Source organism: Streptomyces violaceoruber, from assembly GCF_033406955.1.
Classification (GTDB): domain Bacteria; phylum Actinomycetota; class Actinomycetes; order Streptomycetales; family Streptomycetaceae; genus Streptomyces; species Streptomyces violaceoruber.
On the sequence record NZ_CP137734.1, the window covers coordinates 242,507 to 266,604 of the forward strand.

22 protein-coding genes and 1 pseudogene are annotated in these 24,098 nt (G+C 72.8%); 10 read left to right on the forward strand and 13 right to left on the reverse strand.

What is annotated here, in order from left to right; translation table 11 throughout:
* The first annotated feature begins 36 nt into the window (after positions 1 to 36).
* Both R2E43_RS01240 and R2E43_RS01245 read left to right on the forward strand, forming a co-directional pair.
* On the forward strand, positions 37 to 1,254 hold the full coding sequence (locus tag R2E43_RS01240; RefSeq protein ID WP_332055814.1) for an AAA family ATPase: 1,218 nt from the start codon (positions 37 to 39) through the stop codon (positions 1,252 to 1,254).
* A gap of 20 nt (positions 1,255 to 1,274) precedes the next feature.
* Complete coding sequence (locus R2E43_RS01245) at positions 1,275 to 2,945, forward strand: vWA domain-containing protein (protein WP_191850291.1); 1,671 nt, start codon at positions 1,275 to 1,277, stop codon at positions 2,943 to 2,945.
* A 97-nt stretch (positions 2,946 to 3,042) separates the two neighbouring features.
* Here R2E43_RS01245 and R2E43_RS01250 read toward each other — a convergent pair whose 3' ends face one another.
* Positions 3,043 to 3,858 (reverse strand): SAM-dependent methyltransferase, encoded by an 816-nt coding sequence (locus R2E43_RS01250; RefSeq protein ID WP_003971564.1) that lies wholly within the window; start codon positions 3,856 to 3,858, stop codon positions 3,043 to 3,045.
* Between the two features lie 44 nt (positions 3,859 to 3,902).
* Positions 3,903 to 4,778, reverse strand: coding sequence for a helix-turn-helix domain-containing protein (locus R2E43_RS01255; protein ID WP_003971565.1), 876 nt, complete (start codon positions 4,776 to 4,778; stop codon positions 3,903 to 3,905).
* A 272-nt stretch (positions 4,779 to 5,050) separates the two neighbouring features.
* Between R2E43_RS01255 and R2E43_RS01260 the strand changes: the two genes are divergently transcribed.
* The gene (locus R2E43_RS01260; RefSeq protein WP_162495308.1) at positions 5,051 to 5,527 is read left to right on the forward strand and encodes a hypothetical protein; all 477 of its coding nucleotides are present in this window, start codon (positions 5,051 to 5,053) and stop codon (positions 5,525 to 5,527) included.
* A 43-nt stretch (positions 5,528 to 5,570) separates the two neighbouring features.
* On the opposite strand, the gene R2E43_RS01265 is transcribed toward R2E43_RS01260, so the two are convergent.
* Entirely contained in the window at positions 5,571 to 6,680 is a 1,110-nt protein-coding gene (locus R2E43_RS01265; protein WP_326646857.1) for a glycoside hydrolase family 43 protein, read from the reverse strand.
* Positions 6,681 to 6,933: 253 nt separating this feature from the next.
* Here R2E43_RS01265 and R2E43_RS01270 point away from each other — a divergent pair, with 253 nt between their 5' ends.
* Both R2E43_RS01270 and R2E43_RS01275 read left to right on the forward strand, forming a co-directional pair.
* The gene (locus R2E43_RS01270) at positions 6,934 to 8,127 is read left to right on the forward strand and encodes a glycoside hydrolase family 64 protein (RefSeq protein ID WP_332055815.1); all 1,194 of its coding nucleotides are present in this window, start codon (positions 6,934 to 6,936) and stop codon (positions 8,125 to 8,127) included.
* Positions 8,128 to 8,226: 99 nt separating this feature from the next.
* A pseudogene (locus R2E43_RS01275) lies at positions 8,227 to 9,078 on the forward strand (glycoside hydrolase family 16 protein); the annotation flags it as partial.
* An 89-nt stretch (positions 9,079 to 9,167) separates the two neighbouring features.
* On the opposite strand, the gene R2E43_RS01280 reads toward R2E43_RS01275, so the two are convergent.
* Complete coding sequence (locus R2E43_RS01280) at positions 9,168 to 9,314, reverse strand: hypothetical protein (RefSeq protein WP_093457697.1); 147 nt, start codon at positions 9,312 to 9,314, stop codon at positions 9,168 to 9,170.
* Between the two features lie 199 nt (positions 9,315 to 9,513).
* Between R2E43_RS01280 and R2E43_RS01285 the strand changes: the two genes are divergently transcribed.
* Positions 9,514 to 9,858 (forward strand): STAS domain-containing protein, encoded by a 345-nt coding sequence (locus R2E43_RS01285; RefSeq protein WP_003971571.1) that lies wholly within the window; start codon positions 9,514 to 9,516, stop codon positions 9,856 to 9,858.
* Here the strand turns inward: R2E43_RS01285 and R2E43_RS01290 are convergent.
* The 4 genes from R2E43_RS01290 to R2E43_RS01305 all read right to left on the reverse strand — a co-directional run bounded on the left by R2E43_RS01290 (position 9,855) and on the right by R2E43_RS01305 (position 15,295).
* Positions 9,855 to 12,851 (reverse strand): FAD-binding and (Fe-S)-binding domain-containing protein, encoded by a 2,997-nt coding sequence (locus tag R2E43_RS01290; RefSeq protein WP_332055816.1) that lies wholly within the window; start codon positions 12,849 to 12,851, stop codon positions 9,855 to 9,857. The two genes, R2E43_RS01285 and R2E43_RS01290, sit on opposite strands and share 4 nt — an antisense overlap.
* A 91-nt stretch (positions 12,852 to 12,942) precedes the next feature.
* The gene (locus R2E43_RS01295; RefSeq protein ID WP_189284041.1) at positions 12,943 to 13,356 is read right to left on the reverse strand and encodes a RidA family protein; all 414 of its coding nucleotides are present in this window, start codon (positions 13,354 to 13,356) and stop codon (positions 12,943 to 12,945) included.
* Positions 13,353 to 14,480, reverse strand: coding sequence for a mandelate racemase/muconate lactonizing enzyme family protein (locus tag R2E43_RS01300; protein WP_011031755.1), 1,128 nt, complete (start codon positions 14,478 to 14,480; stop codon positions 13,353 to 13,355). Before R2E43_RS01300 ends, R2E43_RS01295 begins: the two co-directional genes overlap by 4 nt.
* Positions 14,481 to 14,503: 23 nt before the next feature.
* A complete protein-coding gene (locus tag R2E43_RS01305) occupies positions 14,504 to 15,295 on the reverse strand; it encodes a creatininase family protein (RefSeq protein ID WP_011031754.1) in 792 nt (263 codons plus the stop codon).
* 41 nt (positions 15,296 to 15,336) lie between these two features.
* Between R2E43_RS01305 and R2E43_RS01310 the strand changes: the two genes are divergently transcribed.
* Entirely contained in the window at positions 15,337 to 16,296 is a 960-nt protein-coding gene (locus R2E43_RS01310; RefSeq protein WP_011031753.1) for an ROK family protein, read from the forward strand.
* An 11-nt stretch (positions 16,297 to 16,307) separates the two neighbouring features.
* Here R2E43_RS01310 and R2E43_RS01315 read toward each other — a convergent pair whose 3' ends face one another.
* From R2E43_RS01315 to R2E43_RS01335, 5 genes are read right to left on the reverse strand one after another with little or no spacing between them, the layout of a single operon-like run.
* Positions 16,308 to 17,258: an ATP-binding cassette domain-containing protein gene (locus R2E43_RS01315; RefSeq protein ID WP_408649107.1), complete on the reverse strand. Its 951-nt coding sequence runs from the start codon at positions 17,256 to 17,258 to the stop codon at positions 16,308 to 16,310.
* Positions 17,255 to 18,121 (reverse strand): ATP-binding cassette domain-containing protein, encoded by an 867-nt coding sequence (locus R2E43_RS01320; RefSeq protein ID WP_093457693.1) that lies wholly within the window; start codon positions 18,119 to 18,121, stop codon positions 17,255 to 17,257. The genes R2E43_RS01315 and R2E43_RS01320 overlap by 4 nt, the downstream gene beginning before the upstream one ends.
* Positions 18,118 to 19,032, reverse strand: a complete 915-nt coding sequence (locus tag R2E43_RS01325; protein WP_016328129.1) for an ABC transporter permease — start codon at positions 19,030 to 19,032, stop codon at positions 18,118 to 18,120. Before R2E43_RS01325 ends, R2E43_RS01320 begins: the two co-directional genes overlap by 4 nt.
* The gene (locus R2E43_RS01330; RefSeq protein ID WP_011031749.1) at positions 19,029 to 20,021 is read right to left on the reverse strand and encodes an ABC transporter permease; all 993 of its coding nucleotides are present in this window, start codon (positions 20,019 to 20,021) and stop codon (positions 19,029 to 19,031) included. The genes R2E43_RS01325 and R2E43_RS01330 overlap by 4 nt, the downstream gene beginning before the upstream one ends.
* Positions 20,018 to 21,595 carry an ABC transporter substrate-binding protein gene (locus R2E43_RS01335; protein ID WP_016328128.1) on the reverse strand — a complete coding sequence of 526 codons (1,578 nt, stop codon included), beginning with the start codon at positions 21,593 to 21,595 and terminating at the stop codon, positions 20,018 to 20,020. Before R2E43_RS01335 ends, R2E43_RS01330 begins: the two co-directional genes overlap by 4 nt.
* Before the next feature lie 54 nt (positions 21,596 to 21,649).
* Here R2E43_RS01335 and R2E43_RS01340 point away from each other — a divergent pair, with 54 nt between their 5' ends.
* The 3 genes from R2E43_RS01340 to R2E43_RS01350 are packed head-to-tail and all read left to right on the forward strand — an operon-like array spanning position 21,650 to position 24,082.
* The gene (locus R2E43_RS01340) at positions 21,650 to 22,486 is read left to right on the forward strand and encodes an IclR family transcriptional regulator (protein WP_332055817.1); all 837 of its coding nucleotides are present in this window, start codon (positions 21,650 to 21,652) and stop codon (positions 22,484 to 22,486) included.
* Positions 22,483 to 23,544 (forward strand): serine hydrolase domain-containing protein, encoded by a 1,062-nt coding sequence (locus R2E43_RS01345; RefSeq protein WP_189284038.1) that lies wholly within the window; start codon positions 22,483 to 22,485, stop codon positions 23,542 to 23,544. The genes R2E43_RS01340 and R2E43_RS01345 overlap by 4 nt, the downstream gene beginning before the upstream one ends.
* A 4-nt stretch (positions 23,545 to 23,548) precedes the next feature.
* Complete coding sequence (locus R2E43_RS01350; RefSeq protein ID WP_189284037.1) at positions 23,549 to 24,082, forward strand: nucleotide triphosphate diphosphatase NUDT15; 534 nt, start codon at positions 23,549 to 23,551, stop codon at positions 24,080 to 24,082.
* Positions 24,083 to 24,098 lie beyond the last annotated feature (16 nt).

Genomic DNA, 24,098 nt, shown 5'->3' on the forward strand with positions numbered 1-24,098 from the left:
GCCAGCCCACCCGGACCGCCACAGGAGGAGTCGGCCATGGGCCAGAAGGACCCGCAGGAGGCACCGGCCGCCCAGGACACGGCCGAGCGGCTCCGGGCGATCGGCGACGAGTTGTCGGACCGCTTCTACGAACGGGCCGACGTCGTACGGACGCTGCTGGTGACGCTGCTGGCCGGTCGGCACTCGCTGATACTCGGCCCGCCGGGCACCGCGAAGTCCGAGCTGGCCAGGGAACTCACGGGCCGGATCGTGGGAGCCTCCTACTGGGAGATCCTGCTCTCCAAGTTCACCGCGCCGACGAGGATGTTCGGGCCCGTCGACGTCGCCGCACTGGCGCGCGGGGAGTACCGCCAGGTCTACGAAGGGCGCGCCACCACCGCACACGTCGCGTTCATCGACGAGATCTTCAAGTGCTCCACGGCGGCGCTGAACGAGACGCTGGGCTACCTCAACGAGCGGATCTACCACCCCGAGAGCGGCGGTGAGCCGGTCCGCTGCCCCCTCATCGGCGCCATCACGGCGAGCAACGAGCTGCCCGACGGCGAGGACTCGGCCGCGATCTACGACCGGCTCCTGGTGCGGATCGAGGTCACGTACCTGGAGGATCCCTCGAACTTCGCCGCTCTGGTCCGCTCCGCCGTCAGCCGCCCGGCCGCGCCGAAGCGGACCACCGTGGACCTGGCCGAGCTGCGGCACGCCGTGGCCGAGGCCGTTCCCGCCGTGGAGGTGCCCGACGGGATCGTGGACGCCGTGTGCACGCTGCGGGCCGCCCTGCGCCGCAAGGAGCTGATCGCCTCCGACCGCCGCTGGCGGCAGGCGGTGGGCCTGCTCCAGGCGTCCGCGTACCTGGACGGGCGCCCCTCGGTCGCGGAGAGCGATCTGTCGGTGCTGACCCACGTGCTGTGGAACTCCCCCGCCGAGCGTCCGACGGTCGAGCGGGACGTACTGCACCTGGTCAATCCGGACGCCAAGGAGGCGCTCGACCTCGCCGACACCATCGAGGAACTGGAGACCCAGCTCGACGCCATGGCCGGGCAGTCCCGCGAGGCGCTGAGCGAGTGGGTCATCAAGAAGGCCCACAACCAGCTGGCCATGGCGGGCAAGCGGCTGGAGCGACTGCGTGCGGATGCGGTGGGCGCGGGCCGCTCCACCACCGCCATCGACCGGGTCACCGGCCGCCAGCGCGCCGTCCGCGCCCGGGTGCTCACCGAGGCCCTCGGGGTGGACGCGAGCACGGTCCGGGCCCAGCTCTGAGCACCGCGGCGGACGGCACCATGGACGAGGACACGGACACCGAAACGGGCACGGCAGGGGACGCGGACCCGGACCCGCACGGGGGCGGAACAGCGAGCCGGCTCGATGTGCTGGCGGACCGCGCCGGAACGTGGCTGGCCCGGTCGGCCGCCGCCCCCGCGCGGCACACCGGGGCCGTGGCCGCGGACCGTTTCGACCGCATGGCCTGGCGCGACACCTACGAGCAGTCGCCCGCGCTGCGCGAGCTCGCGGATGACCTGGGCGAGCACCACGCGCACACCGCCGACCTGCTCACCGACGTCTTCCTGGCCGCCTACAAGACCGCCCCTCGCCTGCGCGAGCCGGCCGAGCTGGAACCCTCCCGGCTGGTCAACCATCGCCTCGTCGCCGCGCTGCTGGAGTCACCGGACTTCGCCGAGCTGCACCGGGAGACGGCCGGCGACCCGTACGCCGCGGCCATGGCCGTACTCGCCCAGGGCACCGCGCTGCGCCGGATGCTGGAGGACTCCCGGCCCGCCCGGGACCGGGACGAGCGGGCGGAGCGGGCCCGGCGGGAGGCCGAGGACGCGGCGGACGCCGTCGCCGAGGCGCTTGGGCAGGCCGCCGACGAGGCCGGCGAGGACGGCACCGTGCCGGGCCCGGCGGCCGACGCCGTACGGCGGGCGGTCCGGGAGGCGGACGCCGCCGGGAGGCGGGCCGCTTCGGACGCGGCCCGGTCGCTCGCCGTGGCGGTTCCCGGCGTCCGTGCCGCCGCGCGCGGTGCGGTGGCGAAGTCGGCGGCGGCCGCGCGGGAGGAGACCGCGCTCATGCGGGCCTGGGGTGTCGGTTCCGGCGAGCTGGAGCGGATGCCGTTCGACGAGCGCGCCCGGCTGGCCGAGCGGCTGCGCACCGGACGGCTCGCCGAGTGGGCCGAACTGATCGGCCGTTTCCGGCAGATGGCCGAGGGCGAACGCGCGCGCAAGGTGGAGAACGCCACCGGGGAGCTGATCGGGGTCACGCTCGGCGACGACCTCTCCAGGGTCATTCCGTCCGAGCTGGCGAACCTCGGACTGCCGGAACTGCGGGCGATGTTCGCCGCACGCTACGCCGCCGGGGAGCTGATGCTCTACGACAGCCAGGGGGAACAGGCCACCGGCCGGGGCGCCGTCATCGCCTGCGTGGACACCTCGCACTCCATGTACGAGGCGGGGCCCGGCGGCATCACCCGGGAGGCCTGGGCGAAGGCGTGCGCGCTGGCCCTGCTGGACCAGGCCCGCCACGCGGGACGGGACTTCGTCGGCATCGTGTTCTCCGCCGCCGACCGGCTCCGGGTCTTCCGTTTCCCGGCCGACCGGCCCGCCGGTCTCGCCCGTACCCTCGACTTCGCGGAGACCTTCCTCGGCGGCGGCACCAGTTACGAGCGGCCCCTGTCGGCGGCGGGCGAACTGCTCGAGGCGGAGTTCGACGACGCCGCCCGCACCCGCGGCGACATCGTGATGCTCACCGACGACGACTGCGGGGTCACCGAGGCGTGGATGCGGAGCTGGAACGAGGCCAAGCGCCGGCTGGGCTTCCGGGTCTTCGGCGTGGGCGTCGGCTCCCCGCGCGTCGCGGCGGCCGGCTCGGTCCTCGAGGCCCTGTGCGACAACCTCCGTTCCGTCGAGGACTTCACCGACGTGCACGCCGCCGCCGACCTGTTCCGCGTCATCTGAGCGGGCCGCCCGGCCCGGCCCGCACGGCCGTCGCGGCAGGCGGGCCGGCATGGCTTGCGGACCGTCACGGCCTACGGGCCGGCATGGCTTGCGGGCCTCACGGCTTGCGCGCCACCGCCCCGTACATCGCGATGTCCTCGTCCCGGATGCCCTGCTCGCCGGTGCCGTCCGGATGCCACTTGTGGACCTGGACGATGCCCGGTGCGACCAGCTCCAGCCCCTCGAAGAACTCGTGCGCCTCGTCGATGGTCCGCAGCCGCATCGGCATGTCGCGCGCCGCGTACTCGCGCGCGACCCGGCCCACCTCCTCGGGGGCGAACTCGGCGGTGCCGATGGTCATGGCCAGGTAGCTTCCCGCGGGCAGCGGCTCCAGGAGGCGGCGGACGATGCCGACCGCGTCGTCCTCGTCCAGGACGAAGTGGACGATCGCGATCACGGTGAGCGCGACGGGCTCGCCCAGGTCCAGTGTCTTGCGGAACTCGTCGGATTCGAGAACGGCCTCGGGATGCTGGAAGTCCGCCTCGATGTACGTCGTCCGGCCCTCGGGCGTACTGGACAGCAGCCCCTGGGACAGGGTGAGGACGATGGGGTCGTTGTCCACGTAGACCACACGTGCCTCGGGGGCCACCGACTGCGCTATCTCGTGCAGGTTGGGCGAGGTGGGGATGCCGGTGCCGATGTCGAGGAACTGACGGATCCCCGCCTCCTCGGCCAGCCAGCGCACCGCTCGGTTCATCCAGTCCCGGTTGGCGCGCATGTGCACGGGCAGGGCGGGCCATTCCCGGGCCATCGCGTCCCCCGCCTCCCGGTCGGCGGGGTAGTAGTCCTTCCCTCCCAGGATGTAGTCGTAGATCCGCGCCGAGTGCGCGTGTTCGGTGTCGATCCGGTCGGCCGGCCATCCGCTGTCGGACATCGTTCGCCTTTCTCCGTGGGGTTGTGCGGTACGGGTGGAAGTCCTCACAGCTCCTTGCGCAGCGCGCCGAGGAGTTCCTCGGTGCCTCGGGCCGGGACCGCCTGGGCGCCCAGGCGGTCCAGGGCCTCGCGGTAGACCACCACGTCGTCGCCCTTGTCCAGGTAGACGGCGCCCACGAGGCCGCCGAGGTAGACGATGTCGGGAAGTTCGGGGGCCCGGAACCGGAAGAGGTCGAACGCGCCGGCCCGCATGGCGGGGTGCGGGCCCGCGGCGAACGGCATGATCTGGAGCGTCACGTGGGGCAGCCTGCCCACCTCGATCAGATGGTCCACCTGCTGCCGCATCACCTCGGTGCCTCCGACGGGCCAGCGCAGGACCGTTTCGTCCATCACGACCCACAGGCGGGGCGGACAGGAGCGGGTGAGGATCTCCTGGCGCCGCATGCGCAGCGCCACCCGCCGCTCGGTGTCGACCGAGGAGGCGTGCGGGTTGCCGGCGCTCAGCAGGGCCCGCGCGTAGGCCGGGGTCTGCAGCAGGCCGTGCACGAACCCGGCCTCGTAGGCGCGGATGTGCAGGGCGGCCTGTTCCAGGCTCAGGTATGCCGCGAACCAGTCCGGCATGACGTCGCGGTAGGTGTGCCACCAGCCGCGCTTGTTCGCCTCCCGCGCCGACTTCAGGAAGGTGTCGATCTCCTGCTGGTCGCGGACACCGTAGATCTGGAGCAGCTTCTCGACGTCCGGGAGGCGCAGCCGGGCCACCTTCGCCGCCTCGAGCCGGCGGATCGTGGAGTGGCTCACCCCGATCGCCTCACCGGCCTGCTCGAAGGTGAGACCGGCGCGGGTGCGCAGCTCCTCCAGCTGCCTGCCGAGGATCATCCGCAGCACGGAGGGTGCTCCGCCCCAGTCGGTCTCCGCGGTCACACCGTCTCCCCTTCGCCGTCCCGCGCCCGGGCCCGGACACGCCAGTCTGTCACGGGCTCAGCCCCGCCGCAGGAGCATGCATCCAGTCAGCTGCAAATTTCAACTTGCCGGTTGCGCAGGGTTGTTGACAGATGACACAGTGGCTTCACCGCCCCCTGCGATTCCCGACCCCGCACCCGGACCGTCCTGCTGGAGACCTGACACCCACTCATAAGGCGATCCCGCATGACAACGTTCTCCTGCCGTCCGTAGCGGCCAAAGGACCACCCCCCATGGACCTGCAGCACACCCGTGATCCACGTCCGTCCGCAGCCACCGTCCGTGACCGCCCGTGCCCGTCCGGCGCCGCCGCCCGCCCGCCCCGGCGACGGCGTCCGGGCCCGGCCCCGCTCAGCCTCCCCGCCGGACTCCGCGCCGACCTGGGGCACGACGCCGTGGGCACCTCGGCGTCCCACGGCGAACACATCCTGGCCCGTCTTCCCCGTGCGGGCTGCGTGTTCGCCGACGAGGGGCGCTGGTGGTGGATCGTGCCCTCCGGATCCGACATCGGGATCGCGTGGCCGTCCGGCACCCACTACGTCGTCGGCGACCCGTCCTGGACCCGGCCGCGGCCGGACGGCGGCCGGGCGGCCGGCCCGCGGCTGGTCCACGGCCCCGACGGCGACTCGCCCTACACCGCGCCCCTTCCGCTGTACTTCCTCGTCTGCGGGCTCGCCGGAGTGGCGCCGCGCTGGTCCCTGGCGCCCTGAGCGGGTTCGCACCGCGGTCCGGCGCAGGGTCCGCGCATGGTCCCTATTCGAAGAACTTGAGACTCCAGCCGGTGTCGCTGGTGGGGCCCGGGACGTTGGCCCGGCTGTAGGTGGTCCCGCCCCACCAGCAGAAGGTGCCGGTGTACCAGTGCCGGTTCTCCCACGAGTACGGCGTCCCCTTCGCGACCGCGTGGAACATCAGGGGGAACCTGGGCCCGGCGGGCGGGCTCGTGGCGATGTCGCCGTCGAGCAGGACGAAGCTGTGGTGACCGGGCCCGTCGACGTACAGGGTGGGGTCCCAGCCCGCCATCATCGTGGCGCGGTGGGACCCGAAGAGGCAGCCGTTGGACTTGTACCAGTCCCACACGTACGTCGGGTCGCCGCCGGCCCGCAGCCGCAGGTCGGCCAGGCAGTACTGGTCGCTCCAGCTGCCGTTGGCGGAGTAGGCGATGTGCAGCTGCCCGTTCGGGTCCATGACGGGCTCGGGGCCCTCGTTGATGAACGGGTTGCCCACCACCCGCTCCCAGCTCTCCCTCGGCTGCGAGATGACGTACCGCGCCCCGGTCGGTGTGGTCGGGCCGGTCATCCGCGCGATGTAGAGGTTCTGTTCGACGTCGGTGTCGCCGGCCCAGCCCGACCAGACGAACCACCGCTGTCCCTCGAAGGTGAACAGGGTGCCGTCGATGGCCCACTTGTCGTCCGGCAGGGCCAGCCGGCTCTCGGCCGTGTAGCCGCTGTCGGCGGCGGTGGAGCTGATCACGTACATCCGGTGGGCCGCGCCGCGGCCGGCCGAGAAGTAGATGTAGTAGCGGCCGCCGTCCCGGACGATCTCGGGCGCCCACACCTCGCCGCGGCCACGTGCGTCCGACCAGACCTGGCGGGCGGGCGCCGCCGCCAGCGCGGCCGTGGAAGCGGCCTGGCGTACGGCGATGCCGCCCCCGGTGGACTGCACCGAGACGTAGGTGCCACCGACCCGGATCACGCTCGGATCGGCGGCCCGCAGCGCGGTCTGGTCCGCCTGCGCGGACCCGGCGGAGGTCACCAGGAGCAGGAGGGCGACGAGGGCACCGGACACCAGGGCGGCGACGGTGCCGCGAACTGGGCGGGAGAGCTTGAAGGTCCCGTTCGGCGGGCTTCCGGTCAGGGGCGGCATGTCCCTCCGCTTCCACGGGCCGTGGTGTACATCGATGGAAGGTGGCAGCGGCTCCAGGATCGTAATTGACGGCGGACATGTCAATGAGCAGACCGCAACGCCCCCGGCGCGCACGGCATCCGGCGGGTTGCACCTTCCCCCCGCTTCACCTTCCGAACCTGGAGCGCCTTCTTCCGATTGATCTCGTTCAACTAGTTGACATGCACAGGGAAGGGCTACAACGCTGCAAGTCCCCCACACCAAGGAGGACCGTGTGCTTTCCCCACGCAAGCTGACGGCGTCCCTGGCCGTCGCGGCGTCGATCGGCGCCGTGGCCGTCGTAGTCGGGCCGGCCGAACCGGCGTCGGCGGTACCGGACACCATCCCGCTCACCCTGAAGAACGACTCGGGCAGCGCCGAACAGGTCTACGTCTACGTGATCGGCACCGAACTCGCCTCGGGGCAGCAGGGGTACGCCGACGAGAGCGGCGCCTTCCACGCCTGGCCGGCCGGTGGCGCCCCGCCCGTCCCGGCGCCCGACGCCTCGTTCGCCGGCCCCGCAAACGGCGGGTCAAAGACCGTTCGGCTTCCGAAGTTCTCCGGCCGGGTCTACTTCTCGTACGGCAAGAAGCTCGACTTCCGGCTCGCCGACGGCGGCCTCGTGCAGCCCGCCGTCCAGAACGCCGACGACCCCAACCACGACACGCTGTTCAACTGGACCGAGTACACGCTCAACGACTCCGGGCTGTGGATCAACTCCACCCAGGTGGACATGTTCTCGGCCCCCTACTCCGTCGGTCTGACCGCGGGCGACGGTTCCACGAAGCAGACCGGTTCGCTCAAGCCCGGCGGGTACAAGGCGGTCGCCGACGGGCTCGCCCAGCAGGGCGGCGGCTGGGAAGGGCTGGTCCAGACCCGGGGCGACGGCTCGCCGCTGCGGGTCCTGGCGCCCGGACACGGCGTCGGCTCCGGCGACCTGCCCGCCGACGTGCTGGACGACTACATCGACCGTGTCTGGAGCAAGTACGCCACCGACACGCTGACGGTGACGCCGTTCAAGGACCAGCCGGACACGAAGTTCTTCGGCAGGGTGAACGGCGACAGGATGGACTTCACCGACGGCAGCGGCGCGGTGGTGACCTCCTTCGAGAAGCCGGACTCCGATTCGGTCTTCGGCTGCTACAACAAGCTCGACGCCCCCAACGACCAGGTGCGCGGCCCCATTTCGCGGACCCTGTGCGCCGCGTACAACCGCTCCACGCTGCTCACCAACTCCGAGCAGCCCGACGCCGACGCCTCCGGCTTCTACCGGGACGACGTGACCAACCACTACGCCCGTCTCGTGCACGCGCAGATGCGGGACGGCCAGGCGTACGCCTTCGCCTTCGACGACGTCGGCAACCACGAGTCGCTGGTGCACGACGGCGACCCCAAGGACGCGGCGATCACGCTGGAGTCCTTCGGCTGACCGGGCCGGCCCCACCCGCGCCCGAACCGACGCACCACCTTCCCCCCACCCCAGCGCCCGCTCCCGCCCCGTGGGAGCGGGCCCACGAAAGGGAGAGACATGGCCTCCCCACGACTGCTCCGCAGTTGCCTGCTCGCCACCCTGTCCGCCACCCTCGTCGCGGCCGCCGCGGTGAGCCCCGCCCAGGCGGAACGCGGACCGGAGACCGCCGCGGCGGTGACGTTCTCCGACACCTTCGACGGACCCGCCGGATCCGGCGTCGACGCCGCCAAGTGGCAGCTCGAGACCGGCGACAACGTCAGCAACCACGAGCGGCAGTACTACACCCCCGGCACCGACAACGCGAAGCTCGACGGCCGGGGCAACCTGGTCATCGAGGCCCGCCGCGAGAACCCCGGCAACTACCAGTGCTGGTACGGCACGTGCGAGTACACCTCCGCGCGGCTGAACACCTCCGGCAAGTTCACCGCGACCTACGGCCACGTCGAGGCCCGGATGAAGATCCCGCGCGGGCAGGGCATATGGCCCGCCTTCTGGATGCTGGGCCAGGACATCGGCGAGGTCGGCTGGCCCGACTCCGGCGAGATCGACGTCATGGAGAACGTCGGCTTCGAGCCGTCCACGGTCCACGGCACCATCCACGGCCCCGGATACTCCGGCTCGGGCGGCATCGGCGCGGCCTACACGCTGCCGAACGGCGAGGCGTTCGCCGACGCCTTCCACACCTTCGCCGTGGACTGGGCCCCGGACCGGATCACCTGGTCGGTCGACGGCAACGTCTACCAGACCCGTACACCGGCCGACCTGGGCGGCAAGGCGTGGGTCTTCGACAAGCCGTTCTTCCTCATCCTGAACCTCGCCGTCGGCGGCTACTGGCCCGGCGACCCCGACGGCTCGACCACCTTCCCGCAGCAGCTGGTGGTCGACGAGGTGAAGGTGACCACGAGCGACGGCTGACGACCCCCGGGCCCGGCCCACCCGGGACCCGCAGCGGACCGCGGTCTCCCCGAGACCGCGGTCCCCGGGCGGCCTGACCCCGGTCAGGGGGACGTCGCCTCGGCGATGTCCGCGGCCGGGCCGTCCTCGGCCGGGGCCGCCGGGGGCGGGAAGATCAGATCCTCGAGCGCGTCCGCGGCGAAGAGGAAGGCCATCATCACGACTGGTAGCAGCAGCGCGAGCAGAATCACAGGACCTCCCGGTGGGTCGGTCTGTGGGCTTCGTGGCCCGGCTTCAAGGATGGGCCCGAATGGCCGAACCCGCACGGCGGGAGCCGACGGAGCCCTATGTCGCGGGCAGCACCCCCGGTGATCCTTTGGCCAGTCGTTCACGCATATGCAGAACGAATGTGCGGCGCCACCTCTGCCCACGGCATGCCGTTGAGTACGTATGGAACCTCCCATCGAGATCGACCACAGCGCCGTCGGGGACTGGACCATCGTGGAGATCCGCGGAGAGGTGGACGTGTACACCGTGCCCGTGATCAAGCAGTACATGATCGAGCGGCTCGCGGACGGTCACCGTCGGTTCGTCGTCGACCTGCGCGCGGTGGCGTTCATCGACTCCATGGGCCTTGGCGTGCTGGTCGGCGCCCTCAAACGGGTCCAGTCGGTGCACGGCGAGCTGAAGCTCGTCATCACGGACGCCAACACCAAACAGCTCTTCGCCCTGACCGGCCTGCGGCACGTCTTCCCGATCTACGACTCGGTGTACCAGGCACGCCGCACGTCCTAGGTACCGGCCGCCCGCCTCGGGCCGGTCGGCCGGTCCGGCTGGTCCGGGCGGTCCGGCTGGTCCGGGCGGTCGGGCCGGGTCGCCCGGTCCAGCTCGATGAGGACCGAGTGGTACGCACGGCCGGTCGCGCGGTCCATGCCGATCTCGCACATGCGGTTGGCGGACAGGTGGGCGTCGTAGGCGCGCGAGGTCACCTCCGCGGCCTCCTTCGCCGTCGCCGACGCCGTCAGCTCCTTGTGCAGCATGCCCCGGTCCCCGGCGAAGGCGCAGCACCCGGCGTCGTCCGGGACGACGACCTCGTCGGCGACCGCCTCGGCGACCGCGCGGAGCTGGTCGACGTCGCCCAGGTGCTGCATCGAGCAGGTCGGGTGCAGCACGGCCGAACCGGTGGTACGGCGGATCGTCAGCCGCGGCAGGAGCTCCTCGGCGGCCCACACGACGGAGTCGATCACCTTCAGGCGCCCGTGCAGTTCCCGGTTGGCGTGGGTGAGGTACGGGACGACCTCGTGCTGGATGCCGAGCGTGCAGGAGGAGGCGTCGACGACGAGCGGGAGCCGTCCGCCGTCGGTCCAGGCCCAGGCGGCCTCGACGACGCGGTTGGCCATCACGGTGTTGCCGTCCGCGTAGCCCTTGGAATGCCAGATCGTCGAGCAGCAGGTGCCCGCCACGTCGTCCGGGATCCACACCGGCCGGCCGGCGCGGGCCGAGACGTCGACCACGGCCTGCTGGAGCGAGGGGATGCCGTCGCCGTCCGGCCCGGCGAAGATCCGGTTCACGCAGGCCGGGTAGTAGACGGCGCTCGCGCCCGCCCGGGAGGTGGGCGGCGCGGTGCGGGCGGCGGCGCCCGGGATCTGGGGCAGCCACTCGGGCACCAGATCGGGGCGTACGGCCTTGCGGGCCAGGCCGGTGGCGGCCGCCAGCAGCCGGTCGCCGATCTTCTCGGCCGCGCCGACCGCGAGGCGGGCCGACGCCTCGACGGTCTTGAACCGCTTGGCGGTGAGTGCGGCGATCCGCTCCTCGCGCGGCGAGTGCCTGCGGTGGCGGAAGTCCTTCATCATGGCGCCGGTGTCGATGCCGACCGGGCAGGCGATCGCGCAGGTGGAGTCGCCCGCGCAGGTGTCGACGGCGTCGTACCCGTAGGAGGCGAGGAGCTGTTCCTCCACCGGCGAGCCGTCCGGCTGCCGCAGCATCTCCCGGCGCAGCACGATGCGTTGGCGCGGGGTGGTCGTCAGGTCGTGGCTGGGGCAGGTGGGTTCGCAGAAGCCGCACTCGATGCAGGGGTCGGCGACGGGCTCAATGCCGGGGATGGTCTTCAGCCCGCGCAGATGGGCCCTCGGGTCCCGGTCGAGGACGACCCGGGGCGCCAGCACGCCCTCGGGGTCGATCAGCCGCTTGAGCCGCCACATCAACTCGGTGGCCCGGGGCCCCCATTCCAGCTCCAGGAAGGGCGCGATGTTGCGTCCGGTGGCGTGCTCCGCCTTCAGCGACCCGTCGAACCGCTCCACGGTCATCCGGCAGAAGTCGTCCATGAACGCGGCGTACCGGTCGACGTCGGAAGGCTTCGACGCGTCGAAGGCGAGCAGGAAGTGCAGGTTGCCGTGGGCGGCGTGACCGGCGACGGCGGCGTCGAAGCCGTGCTCCGCCTGGAGGCCGAGCAGGTCCTCGCAGGCGTCGGCCAGCCGGGACGGCGGCACCGCGAAGTCCTCCGTGATCAGGGTGGTGCCCGCCGGGCGGGAGCCGCCGACCGCCGTGACGAAGGCCTTGCGGGCCTTCCAGTAGCCGGAGATCACCTTGGCGTCGCGGGTGAACGCGTTGGTCACCGAGGCGACCGGCGCGACCAGTTCGAGGCGTTCCACGACCCGGGCCGCCGCCCGCTCGAAGGCCGCCTGACCCGCCTCGTCGGGCGCCCGGAACTCCACCAGCAGCGCCGCCGTCTCCCGCGGCAGACCGGCCCAGTCGGCCGGTACGCCCCGCACGCTCACCGAGGCGCGCAGCGTGTTGCCGTCCATCAGCTCGACGGCGAGGGCCCCGGCCTCGTTGAACAGGGGGACGGCCGCCGCGGCGGCGGTCAGCGAGGGGAAGAAGAGCAGGCCGCTGGAGACCCTGCGGTCCAGCGGCAGGGTGTCGAAGACGACGTCGGAGATGAAGCCGAAGGTGCCCTCGGAGCCGACCATGAGACCACGCAGGATCTCGACGGGCGTGGCGCCGTCCAGGAAGGCGTCCAGCCGGTAGCCGTTGGTGTTCTTGATCTCGTACTTGGCCCGGATGCGGGCGGTGAGCTCCCGATCCGCCTCGATCTCCGCCTTGAGCGCCAGCAGCCCCGCGCACAGCTCCGGCTCGGTCCGCGCCAGGGACTCGTCCGCGTGCGGGTCGGCCGTGTCGACGACGGTGCCGCCGGGCAGCACGAAGGTCAGTGAGGCGAGGGTGCGGTACGAGTTGCGGGTGGTGCCCGCGGTCATGCCGGAGGCGTTGTTGGCGACCACCCCGCCGACGGTGCAGGCGATGGCGCTGGCCGGGTCGGGCCCGAGGATCCTGCCGTACCGGGCGAGGGTCGCGTTGGCCCGCACGACCGTGGTGCCGGGCCGGATGCGGGCCCGCGCGCCGTCGTCCAGGACCTCGATGCCGGTGAAGTGCCGTCGCACGTCGACCAGGATGTCCTCGCCCTGGGCCTGGCCGTTGAGGCTGGTGCCGGCGGCGCGGAAGACGACCTGGCGGCCGTGGTCGCGCGCGTACGCCAGCACCGCGGCCACGTCCTCGATGCTCTCGGGAAGTACGACGGTCTGCGGCACGAACCGGTAGGGGCTCGCGTCGGAGGCGTACTTCACCAGGTCGGAGACCTTCCACAGGACCTTGTCGGGGCCCAGCAGAGCGGTCAGGCCGGCACGCAGCGGCTCGGGGGTACCCGTGGCCCCGGCGTCGGGCACCCGGTCGGCGGACGCGACACGGGGCGTGCCGGGACGGAGGGTTTCCGGCTTGGGCTCCAGCAGGGGCATGACGTTCGACTCCCACACGATCTCGGTCGGTGCTGATCAGCGTACGACTGCGGTGCCCGCCGGCCCCGGCGGGACCGGCGGGCACCGAAGGTCAACCGGGCAGGTCCGGGCCCGGGCCCGGCAGCAGGGCCACCACGTCGATCTCCACGAGGATGTCCATCAGGTCGGACCCGACCGTGGTGCGCACCGGGTGGGGTTCCTCGAAGAACTCGCGGTAGGCCGCGTCGTACGCGGCGAAGTCCCGCCTCAGGTGCTGCAGGTGCGCCGTGACCTTCACGACGTCCCTCGGGGACAGGCCCCGCGCGGCCAGGACCGCGCCGACGTTGCGCAGCACCTGGGCGGTCTGCGCTCCGACGCCCTTCGGTACGGCGCCCGTGACCGGGTCCTGGGGGCCGAAACCGGCGGTGAACAGGAACCCGCCCGCCACCACGCCCTGGGAGTAGGCACCCGCGGGTCGGGGCGCCCCGTCCGTGTGCACCGCCTGCTTGCCGTTCGACTCGCTCATCCGGTCAGGTCACCGTCCCGCTCGTTGACGCCCGCGTAGTGGCGGAGCTTGTCCTCGTCCACGCTCACGCCGAGGCCCGGTCCCGAGGGCACCCGCAGCCGGCCGTTCTCCAGGTGCAGCGGCTCGATGATGTCGTCCGCGTGCAGGTAGTACATGCTGTCGATGGCCCGCGACAGGACGGGTGTGCTCGACACGACGGCCAGGTGCGCGGCCGTGGCGATGCCGAGTTCGCCGCCGCTGTGCAGGTTCATGCCCAGGCCGAAGGTCTCGCAGTGCGCGGCGAGCGCCTTCGTCGCGGCGATGCCGCCCCACTTGTAGACGTCACCGTGGATGACGTCGACCGCGTTCAGGCGCATGGCCGGGGCGAAGTCCTCGAAGCGGACGACGCACATGTTGGTGCACAGCGGAATGCGTACCTTGGCCTTCACCTGGGCCATGCCCTCGATGCCGACGCAGGGGTCCTCCAGGTACTCCAGGTCGAGTTCCTCCAGGGCGATGCCGGCCCGCACCGAGTCGGGGACCGACCAGGCGGCGTTCGGGTCCACCCGCAGGTTCACGCCGGGCAGCGCCTCGCGGACCGCGCGCAGGATGGCGACGTCGCCGGCGCAGTCCGTGGTGCCCTTGAGCTTGACGGCGTCGAAACCGCCCTCCTCGACGACCCGCACCGCGTGCTCGGCCATGGCCTTCGGCAGGTCGGCCGGGGTCGCGCCCGGCGCGTCGGCGCGGGTGATCAGCGCGGTGATCGGGACCTCGTCGCGGACGGCGCCGCCCAGCAGGTCGGTGACGGACTGGCCGGTGGCCTTGCCCATCGCGTCCCAGCAGGCGACGTCGACGGCGGCGATCGCCGCGTAGCCGAGGTAGCCGTAGAAGAAGGGCACCATGTGCTGCTTGCGGTGGAAGGCCTCCAGCGCGAACGGGCTGGTTCCGATCAGGTCCGGCGCCATCCGGCGCACGATCGCGGCGACCGGCGCGCCCCACATCGTCTCGCCCCAGCCCTCGACGCCCGAGTCGGTGCGCACCCGCACGACGGTACGGGTCTCCCCGGTCTTGGTCTCGAAGGAACTGGTGAAGGGGTTGACGAGTGGGAGGTTGACGACCCACACGTCGACGTCGGTGATCTTCATTTCTTCTCCTCGCATCATCGGGGTCACCGGCTCGCCGCGTCGAAGGCCCGGATCGCGCGGGCCAGTCCCCGCGCCCGGTCGTCCAGGAGCCGCCCGCCCCGGTCGGCGTCGGCGCCGGAGGCGTCGTCGGTGGATCCGTCGACCCGCTCCCACTCGCCGTGCCGCTCGACGGTCAGGCCGGGGTGGGGCGGGCGGTCGAACAGTGGGGGCGGTTCGACGGGGGTGCGGGCCGGCACGGGGGTGCGCACCAGGCCGGGGTGGGCGGCGAGCATGAGGGACGTCTCGAACCAGCCGGCGTGGCCCGGGGTGACGTCCGGCCGCCCGGCGTCGTCCCCTCCCGCGGTGAGGGTCCAGTAGGAGCAGGCGGCGACCGTGACCCGGGCGCGCAGCGCGAACCGCTTCACCGCGAGCCGCATGATCTCGTCGTTGCCGCCGTGGCCGTTGACGACCATGATCCGGTGGTAGCCGCTGGTCACGAGCGAGTCGAGGACGTCGTCGAGGACGGCGCCCAGGGTCGCCGCGGAGAGCGAGACGGCCGCCGCGAACAGGTGGTGCGGACTGTGCCCGAAGGGCAGCGCGGGCAGCCTCACGATCTCCGGCACGGGGGCCCCGGTGCCCTCGGATGCCCCGGGGGCCTCGCGGTCCAGGAGGTCCAGTGCCCGGTCCACCACCTCCTCGACCAGGAGGGTGTCGGTGCCCATCGGCAGGTGGCCGGCGTGCTGCTCCTGCGAGCCGATGGGCAGCAGGGCGATGCCCCGCTCGCCGGCCCGGCGCACCTCCCGCCAGGTCAGTTCGGTCAGTCTCGATTGGCTCACGGTGCTACCTCTCCGAAACGGGGCCATGGCAGAGTCGGCGCATGGTCCACGAAAGTTCTCCGTTGCGACTGGTCCCCGAGGCCGCGCGGCAACCGGCCGCTCCCGCGGCACCGCGCCGGCTGGGAGCCGTCGAGCTGGTGCCCGGCCGGGTCACGGCGGCCGTGCTGTCCATGGGCGGCCGGGTGCTCGACCGCAGCGAGGTGTCGTACGACGCGGCCACCGCGACCCCCGCGGACATCGACGGGGCGCTGGCCGGGGTGGCCGGTGTCTTCGCCGCCCACGAGGTCCAGGGGATCGGCGTGGCCGCCGCGGGGCTGGTGGACCCCGGCACGGGCCTGATCCTGGAGGTCAACGACGTGCCCGCGCTGCACGGCTTTCCCGTGACGGAGCGGCTGGGCGCCCTCACCGGCGTCGGGGTCCGGGTGGAGCACCGGGCGCGGCTCCAGGTGCTCGGCGACCGCTGGTTCGGCGCGGGCCGGGGGCGGCGCACCTTCGCCTCGGTCTCGACCGGCGAGGTGCTCGGGGTGGGTGTCCTCTACGACGGTGAGGTGATGGCGCCGCCCGGCGGGCGCAGCGGCGCGCACATGACCGTGTCGGCCAGCGGCGAGCGCTGCACGTGCGGGAACCGGGGCTGCTGGAAGACCCTGGCCACGACCGGCTGGCTGCGGGCCGGGGCGCGGGCCGCGGGGCTCGGGGCGGCAATGTCGCTGGCCGAGCTGGTCGGCAGCGGGGACCCGCTCGCCGGGCGGGTGGTGGAGGAGTACGCGCACAACCTCGCCCTGGGGCTGGTGAACGTGCAGCAGCTCTTCGCGCCGGGTCTGTTCATCCTGCACGGTGAGGCCCGTGAGGGCGGTGAGCGCTTCCGCACCGTGGTGGAGGAACGGCTGCGGGACGCGGTCGCCTTCGCGGGGGCCGAGCAGCCGCGGGTGCTGGTCGGCACCGCCGCGGTCGACGACGTGGCGCTGCTCGGCGGGGCGGGTCTGGTGCTGTCGCACCTCTAGCGCGGGGCTGTTCATCGGCTCGCTTCGTCCGTCGGTGCGTCCGTCGTGTCGTCCGTCGTGTCGTCCGTCGGTCCGTCCGTCGGGGCGGACGCGCGTGCCGCGGCCCGCCGGCCCCGGCGCGGGTCGAGGACCGGTACGGCGTCGAGGAGCTGCCGGGTGTAGGGGTGGCGCGGGGTGCGCAGCACCGCCGTCGCCTCGCCGACCTCGACCAGGCTCCCCCGGCTCATCACCGCGACCCGGTCGGCCACCTGCGCCACCACGGCGAGGTTGTGCGAGACGAAGACGTAGGTGAGGCCCAGCCGCTGTTGCAGGTCCGCCAGGAGGTCGAGGACGGTCGCCTGCACGGAGACGTCCAGGGCGCTGGTCGGCTCGTCGAGCACCAGCAGCCGGGGGTGGAGCGCCAGGGCCCGCGCGATCGAGACGCGCTGGCGCTGGCCGCCGGAGAACTCGTGCGGGTAGCGGTCCTGGATGCCGGAGTCCAGGCCGACGGCCTCCAGGAGTTCCCCGACCCGCTGCCGGTTACGGGCCCGTGCGCGCCGTCCGCGTGCCTCGGGGTCGTGGGTGACCAGCGGTTCGGCGACGATGTCGGTGATGCGCATGCGCGGGTTCATGCTGGAGTAGGGGTCCTGGAGCACGACCTGCATCTGCCGTCGTACGCCGCGCAGTTGGGAGGCGGTGAGGGCGGCGAGGTCCTGTCCGTCGAACCGCACGCTTCCGGCGGTGGGCTCGAGGAGTCCGAGGAGCAGCCGGGTGAGGGTGGTCTTGCCGCAGCCGGACTCGCCGACCAGGGCCATGGTCTCGCCCTCGCGGACTTCGAGCGACACGTCGTCGACGGCGACGTTCGGGTGCCGCCCGCCGAACTCCTTGCGCAGGCCGTCCAGTTCGAGGAGGGGACCGGCGTGCGTGGGCATGGGCGTGGCCGTGGGGGCGGGGGCGGGGGTGTCGGTCGCGTCGGTGCTCATGCCGCCTCCAGGCGAGGGGTGGCCGCCAGGAGCCGGCGGGTGTAGTCGTCGGCCGGGCGGTCGAACACGTCGAGGACGTCGCCGGTTTCGACGACCTTGCCCCGGTGCATGACCACGACCCGGTCGGCGGTCTCCGCGACGACCGCGAGGTCGTGGGTGATGAGCACGACGCCCATGTCGTGCTTGTGCTGGAGCGTGACCAGCAGGTCGAGGATCTGGCGCTGCACGGTGACGTCCAGGGCGGTGGTCGGCTCGTCGGCGATGAGGACGCGGGGGCGGGCGACCAGCGCCGTCGCGATCATCACGCGCTGGCGCAGGCCGCCGGAGAGTTCGTGCGGGTACTGGCGGTAGCGCAGGGCCGGGTCGGGGATGCCGACCTCGTCGAGGGCCGCCAGCGCGGCCTTCGCGGCCTCGGCGCGGGACATCCCGGTGTGGTGCCTGAGGACCTCGGCCACCTGGGCGCCGACGCGCTGGAGCGGGTCGAGGCAGGTCATCGGGTCCTGGAAGACCATGGCGATGTCGCGGCCCCGGACCCGGCCGAGTTCCTTCTCGGACAGCCGCAGCAGGTCGCGTCCGTCGAAGCGGATCTCGCCGCTCGCGTACACGCACGGCGGGCTCGGGTTGAGACGCAGGACGGAGAGCGCGGTGGCGCTCTTGCCGCTGCCGGACTCCCCCACCACGGCGAGGGTCTCCCCGGCGCGGACGTGGAGGGAGACGTCCCGGACGGCGTGGACGACGGAGCCCGCCAGGTGGAAGTCGACGCTGAGGCCGTCGATCTCGAGGAGCGGTTGCCGGTCGGCGGGCCGCCGGGGCGCGTGCCCCGTGGGCAGGCCGGGGCCGGTTGTCGGTCGGTCGTTGGTCATCGGCGGTAGGCCTTCGGGTCCGCGACGTCCCGCAGGGCGTCGCCGGTGATGTTGATGGCGAGGGAGGTCAGCATCAGCGCGATGCCGGGGAAGACGGCGACCCACCAGGAGGTGCCCAGGTAGAGCTGGCCGTCGGCGAGCATGCCGCCCCAGGTGACCGTCTCCTTGGGGACGCCCAGGCCGAGATAGCTGAGGGAGGCCTCGGCGACGATGGCGGCGGCGACGTGCAGGGTGCCGATGGTGGCCAGGGGCGCCATCACGTTGGGCAGCAGGTGGCGGCGCATGATGGTGACGTCGGTGACGCCGATCGCGCGGGCCTCGGTGACGAAGTCGCGGGTGCGCAGCGACATCACCTCGGAGCGCACGACGCGTGCGTAGGAGACCCAGCCGGTGAAGCCGAGCACCACGATCACGACCCACAGGCCGGAGCCGAGGAAGCCGACGACGGCGAGGGCCAGCAGGAGCGAGGGGAAGGCGAGCTGGACGTCGGCGAGCCGCATGAGGGTGCGGTCGGCCCAGCCGCCGAAGTATCCGGAGGCGAGGCCCACGACCGTACCGATGACGCCGGCGAGCAGCGCGGCGCCGGCGCCGACGAGCAGGGAGACCCGGGTTCCGTGGACGACGCGCGAGAGCATGTCGCGGCCGAGCTGGTCGGTGCCGAGGAGGTGGGCGCCGCTGCCGCCGTCCTGCCAGGCGGGGGGTCGCAGCCGCAGCAGGAGGTTCTGCGCGTTGGGGTCGTAGGGGGCGATCAGCGGGGCGAACAGGGCCGCGAGCAGCAGCAGTACGAGCACGGCGAGGGCCAGTACGGCGAGCTTGTTGCGCAGCAGACCGCGCAGGACGACGGATCCGGAGCCGCCGGGCGGCTTCTTGTCCGGGGCCACGTCGGTCGCGGCCGGTGACATGACGGTCATCGGGACGTCCTCACCCTCGGGTCGAGGAAGCTGTAGGAGAGGTCGACGAGCAGGTTCACCACGACGAAGGTGGCGGCGAAGAACAGGACGGTGGCCTGGACGAGCGGGAAGTCGCGGTTGGAGATCGCCTCGACGGTCAACTGGCCCACCCCGGGCCAGGAGAAGACCCGTTCGGTGAGGATCGCCCCGCCGAGCAGGTTGCCGACCTCCAGACCGACGACGGTCACCACCGGCAGCGAGGCGTTGCGCAGCCCGTGCCTGAGCACCACCTGGAGCGGCCCGAATCCCTTGGCGCGGGCGCTGCGGATGTGGTCGGAGGACAGGACGTCGATCAGCGAGGAGCGCAGCAGGCGGGCGACGACGGCGACGGAGTACACGGCGAGGGTGACGGCGGGCAGGACCAGGTTGGCGAGGGTGCCGTAGCCGGAGGCGGGCAGGGCCCGCAGCCAGACGGCGAAGACCAGGATGAGCAGGATGCCGACCCAGAACGGCGGGGTGGACTGGCCGAGCAGGACGCCGGTCATCACGGTCTTGTCGGTGCCCCGGCCGCGGCGCATCGCGGCGACGATGCCCGCCGGGATCGCGACGACGAGGGTCACCGCGAGCGCGGCGGCGGCCAGTTCGATCGTGGCGGGCAGCCGGTCGGCGAGGATCTCGCTCACGGGCTGGCCGTAGACGAGGGAGTCGCCGAAGTCGAGGTGGAGCAGTCCCCGGAGGTAGTCGAGGTACTGGGCGAACAGGGACTGGTCCAGGCCCAGCGAGTGGCGCAGCACCCGTTCCTGTTCGGCCGTGGCGTCCGGCGGCAGCAGGATCTTCACCGGGTCGCCGGACAGGCGGACGAGGAAGAAGGCGACGGTGGCCGTGCAGAACAGCACGAACAGGGCGGTGAGCAGGCGCTTGAGCACCCCTCGCAGCGGGCCCGTCCGGTCCCTGCGGCGGGTCGGGGCGGCCGCCGGTGTGGGTGGCTTGTCGAGGGTGAGGGCGCTCATCGGGAGACCTCCGCGCTCTCCATCGAGAGGACGCCCGCGGCTCCCGGCGTCCAGCGGGGCCGGTCGTTGCGGGCGATGATGTTGTCGATCTGGTAGAGGAAGACGAAGGGTGCTTCCCGGCGCATCAGCCGTTGCAGGTCCGAGAAGGCCGCTTCGCGCCGGCGGGGGTCCTCGGACAGTTCCTCGGCGTCGATGAGGCGGTCGGCCTCGGCGGAGTGCCAGCGGCTCTGGCGTCGGTCGCTGCGCACGTTGGACTGCACGATGCTCGCGCCGTCCATCGTCCAGACGGTGCTGGCCGCGAGGTAGATCGGGCCGAGCGCACCGCGGTTGTCGGAGGTGAGGCGGGCCGAGTAGGTGCCGGGGTCGAGCAGGTTGACGCGGGCGTCCACCCCGGCCCTGGCGAGGAGTCCGGACAGGGCCTCGGCGACGTTGGCGTCGACGTTGGAGGCGGTGAGCGTGGTGGAGAAGCCGTGCGGGTGGCCGGCCTCGGCGAGCAGCCGCCGCGCGGTGTCCACGGAGCGGGTGAAGGGCTTGACGGTGGGGTCGAAGCCGAAGGAGCCGCGCGGGACGAGTGCGGGCGTCTCGGTGGCCTTGCCGCCGAGCACGGCCTTGATGAGGAGCGGGACGTCGATCGCGTGGTTGAGCGCCTGGCGTACCCGGCGGTCCTGGAGCGGGCCGTTTTCCAGGGTGTTCAGGGACAGGTAGGCGGTGCGGATCCCCGTGTAGCCGTGGATGGTGATGCCGCCGTAGCCGTCGAGCTGCTGGGCGGCGTCCGGGGTGAGTCCGGCGACGAGGTCGACGCCGCCGCTCTGCAGGGCGGCCAGGGAGGACGAGGCGTTGGGGGCGGGGCTGAAGACGAGGCCGTCGACGGCCGGGCGTCCGTTCCAGTGGCCGTCGTAGGCGCGCATCCGCAGTTCGTGGTCGCGCTGCCAGCTCGTGAAGGTGAAGGGGCCGGTGCCGACGGGGTGGTCGGCGAAGGCCGCGTCGCCCACGTCGGCGAGGTGGCGGGGCGGTACGACGACGCCGCCGAACAGGGAGAGTTTGGCGGGCAGGATGGGGTCGTGCACGGTGGTGTGGATGTCGACGGTGAGCCGGTCGACGACGGTGACGCCCTTGACGAAGCGCAGCTCGACGATGGGTGACTTGGTCGCCGGGTCGAGCAGACGCTCGATGCTGAAGGCCACGGCGCGTGCGTCGCACACCTCGCCGTTGTGGAAGGTCACCCCGGGGCGCAGGACGAAGCGCCAGGTGCGCGCGTCGGTGGCCTTCCAGGAGAGGGCGAGCCTGGGGTGGAGCCGGTTGTCCCGGCCGCGGGTGGTGAGGGTGTCGAACATGTTGATCAGGACGTTCATCGACACCATGTCGCCCTGCTTCTGCGGGTCCAGCGTCTTCGGGTCGCCCGTCTGGGAGACCCGAAGGACGTTGCCTGCCCGGTCCGCGGCGGCGGTCGTGCCGCACGCGCTCAGGAGCGCGGGAGCGCTGAGCGCTCCGAGCAGCAGACCACCGGTCCGCAGGACCCGGCGTCGGCTGGGACGGCTGCGGTCCACCGTGCGCCCCTGAAGATTTCGTTCCATTGAACAACACCTCCGTTCCGTCAGATGGAATGCGGTTGGGTTAAGCTAAGCGACATGGTGAAAGCGGTCAACACCCGGTCGGTCGACCAGGAACTCGTGAAGGGCCCCGTCGACAAGGCGATGGAGGTGCTCGATGCGCTCGTCCAGCCCGGCGGACCTCACCGGCTCGGAGAGATCGCGCGCCGCACGGGACTGACCAAGCCGACCGTCCACCGGCACCTGCGGACCATGGCGGAGTACGGCTTCGCAGAGCCCGCCGAGGGCGGCAGCTACCGCCCGGGGCCCCGGCTGCTGGGGCTGGCGGCGGCGGCCCTGAGCGACAGCCGGGTGCTGGAGCTGACCAGGCCCGCCCTCGCCGACCTGCGCCGGCGCACCGGCCATGTCGCGTTCTACGCGGTGCGCCACGCGTCGGACGCCGTGCACCTGGAGCAGTCGGAGCCGGCCCGTGAGTACCGGATGGGCACCCGGCCCGGCCACCGGACACCGCTCCACACCTGCGGCGTGGGGCTCGCCATGCTCTCCGCGCTGCCCACCGAGGAGGTCGCGGCGCTCCTGGACGCACCGGACCTGGAGGCGCGCACGCCGAACACGCCCGCCGACCCGGCCGCGCTGCGGGCGGTACTCGCGCGGGCGGCAGTGTGCGGCTACGCCGTGGACGACGAGTACGACGAGCCGGACGTGCGGTCGGTGGCGGCTCCCGTGCTGGACGCGGAGGGCCGGGCCGTGGGCGCCATCGGCATCGCGGGACTGACCTTCACCCTCGACCCCGGCAGTGTGGAGGTGTTCGGGCCGATGGTGCGGGCCGCCGCGCGCACGGTGTCCGCCGGGCTCGGCGCGCGCACCCCCGTACTCGGCGTGGTGGACACGGTCCGGGGAGGCGAGGAGGCGTGAGCGCCCTGGCCGAACTGCTCGCCGAAGGACGGGACCAGCGGATCTGCTCCGGCGCCGCCTGGTCCGTCGGGGGCCCGCAGGGGCCGCTGGACCGGGGCTGGACCGGCACCCGTTGCTGGGACGGACCGCCGCTGGACGGCGACGACGTGTGGGACCTCGCCTCGGTCACCAAGCCGATCGCCGGTCTCGTGGTCATGGCGCTCGTCGAACGCGGCGCGCTCGGCCTCGACGACACCGTGGGCGGGTACCTTCCGGACTACCGGGACGGCGACAAGGCGGAGCTGACCGTGCGTCAACTCCTCGCGCACACCTCGGGGATACCGGGCCAGGTGCCGCTGTACCGCGATCACCCCACCCGTGCGGCGCTGCTGGAGGCGGTACGGCTGCTGCCGTTGACCGCGAAGCCCGGCACCCGCGTGCAGTACTCCTCGCAGGGCTTCATCGTCCTCGGCCTGATCGCCGAGGCGGCGGCCGGGGAGCCGCTGGAGGCACTGGTGGAGCGGCTGGTGTGCGCGCCGCTCGGCCTGCGCGACACCGTCTTCCGGCCGGACGCCGGGCGCCGGGCACGGGCGGTGGCCACCGAGGACTGCCCCTGGCGCGGCCGCCGGGTGGTGGGCGAGGTCCACGACGAGAACGCGGTGGTGCTCGGCGGGGTCGGCGGGCACGCGGGGCTGTTCTCCACCCTCGCGGACATGGAACGGCTGGGCGCCGCCCTCGCTGCCGGGGGCCGGGGCCTCCTGCGGCCCGAGACCTTCGCCCTGATGACGGCCGCCCACACGGACGGCCTGGCGCTGCGCCGCGCTCTGGCCTGGCAGGGCCGTGACCCGGTCGGCTCCCCCGCCGGGGAGGTGTTCGGCCCGGAGTCCTACGGCCACACGGGCTTCACCGGCACCAGCCTGTGGGTCGACCCGGCCACGCGACGGTATGCCGTGCTGCTCACCAACCGGGTGCACCCGACGAGGACGGGTGACGGGATCGTCGCGCTGCGCCGGGCGTTCCACGACGCGGCCGCCGTGCTGCCCCCGGTGGCTGCCGGGGGCCGCCACGGTGTGGAATGAGCCGGTGAACTCCTCCGCACCGGGCGCCGAGCGCCCCGAACGCGCCCGCCCCGCCGCCCAGAGCCTCACCGGTGTCGGCCTCGCCGTCCTCGACCCCGCCGGACGGGTGCTGCTGGGGCTCGGCCACGACGGACGCTGGGAGCTGCCCGGCGGCAAGGTCGACGCGGGCGAGGACTTCGAGACGGCCGCCGCCCGGGAGTTGGCGGAGGAGACCGGGCTCGTGGCGGCCCCCGCGGAGGTGCGGGTGCTGGCCGTGCTCGTCGACGGCGTGGGCGGGCTGACCCGGGTGACGGCGGCGGCCGTCACCGGGTGGGCGGCCGGGACGCCCCGGGTCACCGAGCCCGACAAGATCGAACGCTGGGAGTGGTTCGCCCGCGAGTCGGTCCCGTCCGCGCTGTTCCCGCCGTCCGCCTCGGTCCTGGACTGCCTGTGGCCCGCGGCGCAGCGGCGGGGTGCGGACGGAGTGCGGCACTATGCGGTGGCCGGTCCCGCCGTGAAGGGCCGCACGAGCCCGGACGGGCGCGCCGCGTCGCGGTAGGTCTCGCCGTGGCGGC

Excerpts from the sequence above, each read along its gene's own strand:
- R2E43_RS01300 (WP_011031755.1), bottom strand. The coding sequence starts at position 14,480 with ATGAAGATCACCGACGTCGACGTGTGGGTCGTCAACCTCCCACTCGTC.
- R2E43_RS01340 (WP_332055817.1), top strand. The coding sequence starts at position 21,650 with ATGGTGAAAGCGGTCAACACCCGGTCGGTCGACCAGGAACTCGTGAAG.
- R2E43_RS01250 (WP_003971564.1), bottom strand. The coding sequence starts at position 3,858 with ATGTCCGACAGCGGATGGCCGGCCGACCGGATCGACACCGAACACGCG.
- R2E43_RS01265 (WP_326646857.1), bottom strand. The coding sequence starts at position 6,680 with ATGCCGCCCCTGACCGGAAGCCCGCCGAACGGGACCTTCAAGCTCTCC.
- R2E43_RS01245 (WP_191850291.1), top strand. The coding sequence starts at position 1,275 with ATGGACGAGGACACGGACACCGAAACGGGCACGGCAGGGGACGCGGAC.
- R2E43_RS01260 (WP_162495308.1), top strand. The coding sequence starts at position 5,051 with ATGGACCTGCAGCACACCCGTGATCCACGTCCGTCCGCAGCCACCGTC.
- R2E43_RS01335 (WP_016328128.1), bottom strand. The coding sequence starts at position 21,595 with ATGGAACGAAATCTTCAGGGGCGCACGGTGGACCGCAGCCGTCCCAGC.
- R2E43_RS01285 (WP_003971571.1), top strand. The coding sequence starts at position 9,514 with ATGGAACCTCCCATCGAGATCGACCACAGCGCCGTCGGGGACTGGACC.
- R2E43_RS01325 (WP_016328129.1), bottom strand. The coding sequence starts at position 19,032 with ATGACCGTCATGTCACCGGCCGCGACCGACGTGGCCCCGGACAAGAAG.
- R2E43_RS01295 (WP_189284041.1), bottom strand. The coding sequence starts at position 13,356 with ATGAGCGAGTCGAACGGCAAGCAGGCGGTGCACACGGACGGGGCGCCC.
- R2E43_RS01315 (WP_408649107.1), bottom strand. The coding sequence starts at position 17,258 with ATGAGCACCGACGCGACCGACACCCCCGCCCCCGCCCCCACGGCCACG.
- R2E43_RS01310 (WP_011031753.1), top strand. The coding sequence starts at position 15,337 with ATGGTCCACGAAAGTTCTCCGTTGCGACTGGTCCCCGAGGCCGCGCGG.
- R2E43_RS01320 (WP_093457693.1), bottom strand. The coding sequence starts at position 18,121 with ATGACCAACGACCGACCGACAACCGGCCCCGGCCTGCCCACGGGGCAC.
- R2E43_RS01240 (WP_332055814.1), top strand. The coding sequence starts at position 37 with ATGGGCCAGAAGGACCCGCAGGAGGCACCGGCCGCCCAGGACACGGCC.
- R2E43_RS01330 (WP_011031749.1), bottom strand. The coding sequence starts at position 20,021 with ATGAGCGCCCTCACCCTCGACAAGCCACCCACACCGGCGGCCGCCCCG.
- R2E43_RS01290 (WP_332055816.1), bottom strand. The coding sequence starts at position 12,851 with ATGCCCCTGCTGGAGCCCAAGCCGGAAACCCTCCGTCCCGGCACGCCC.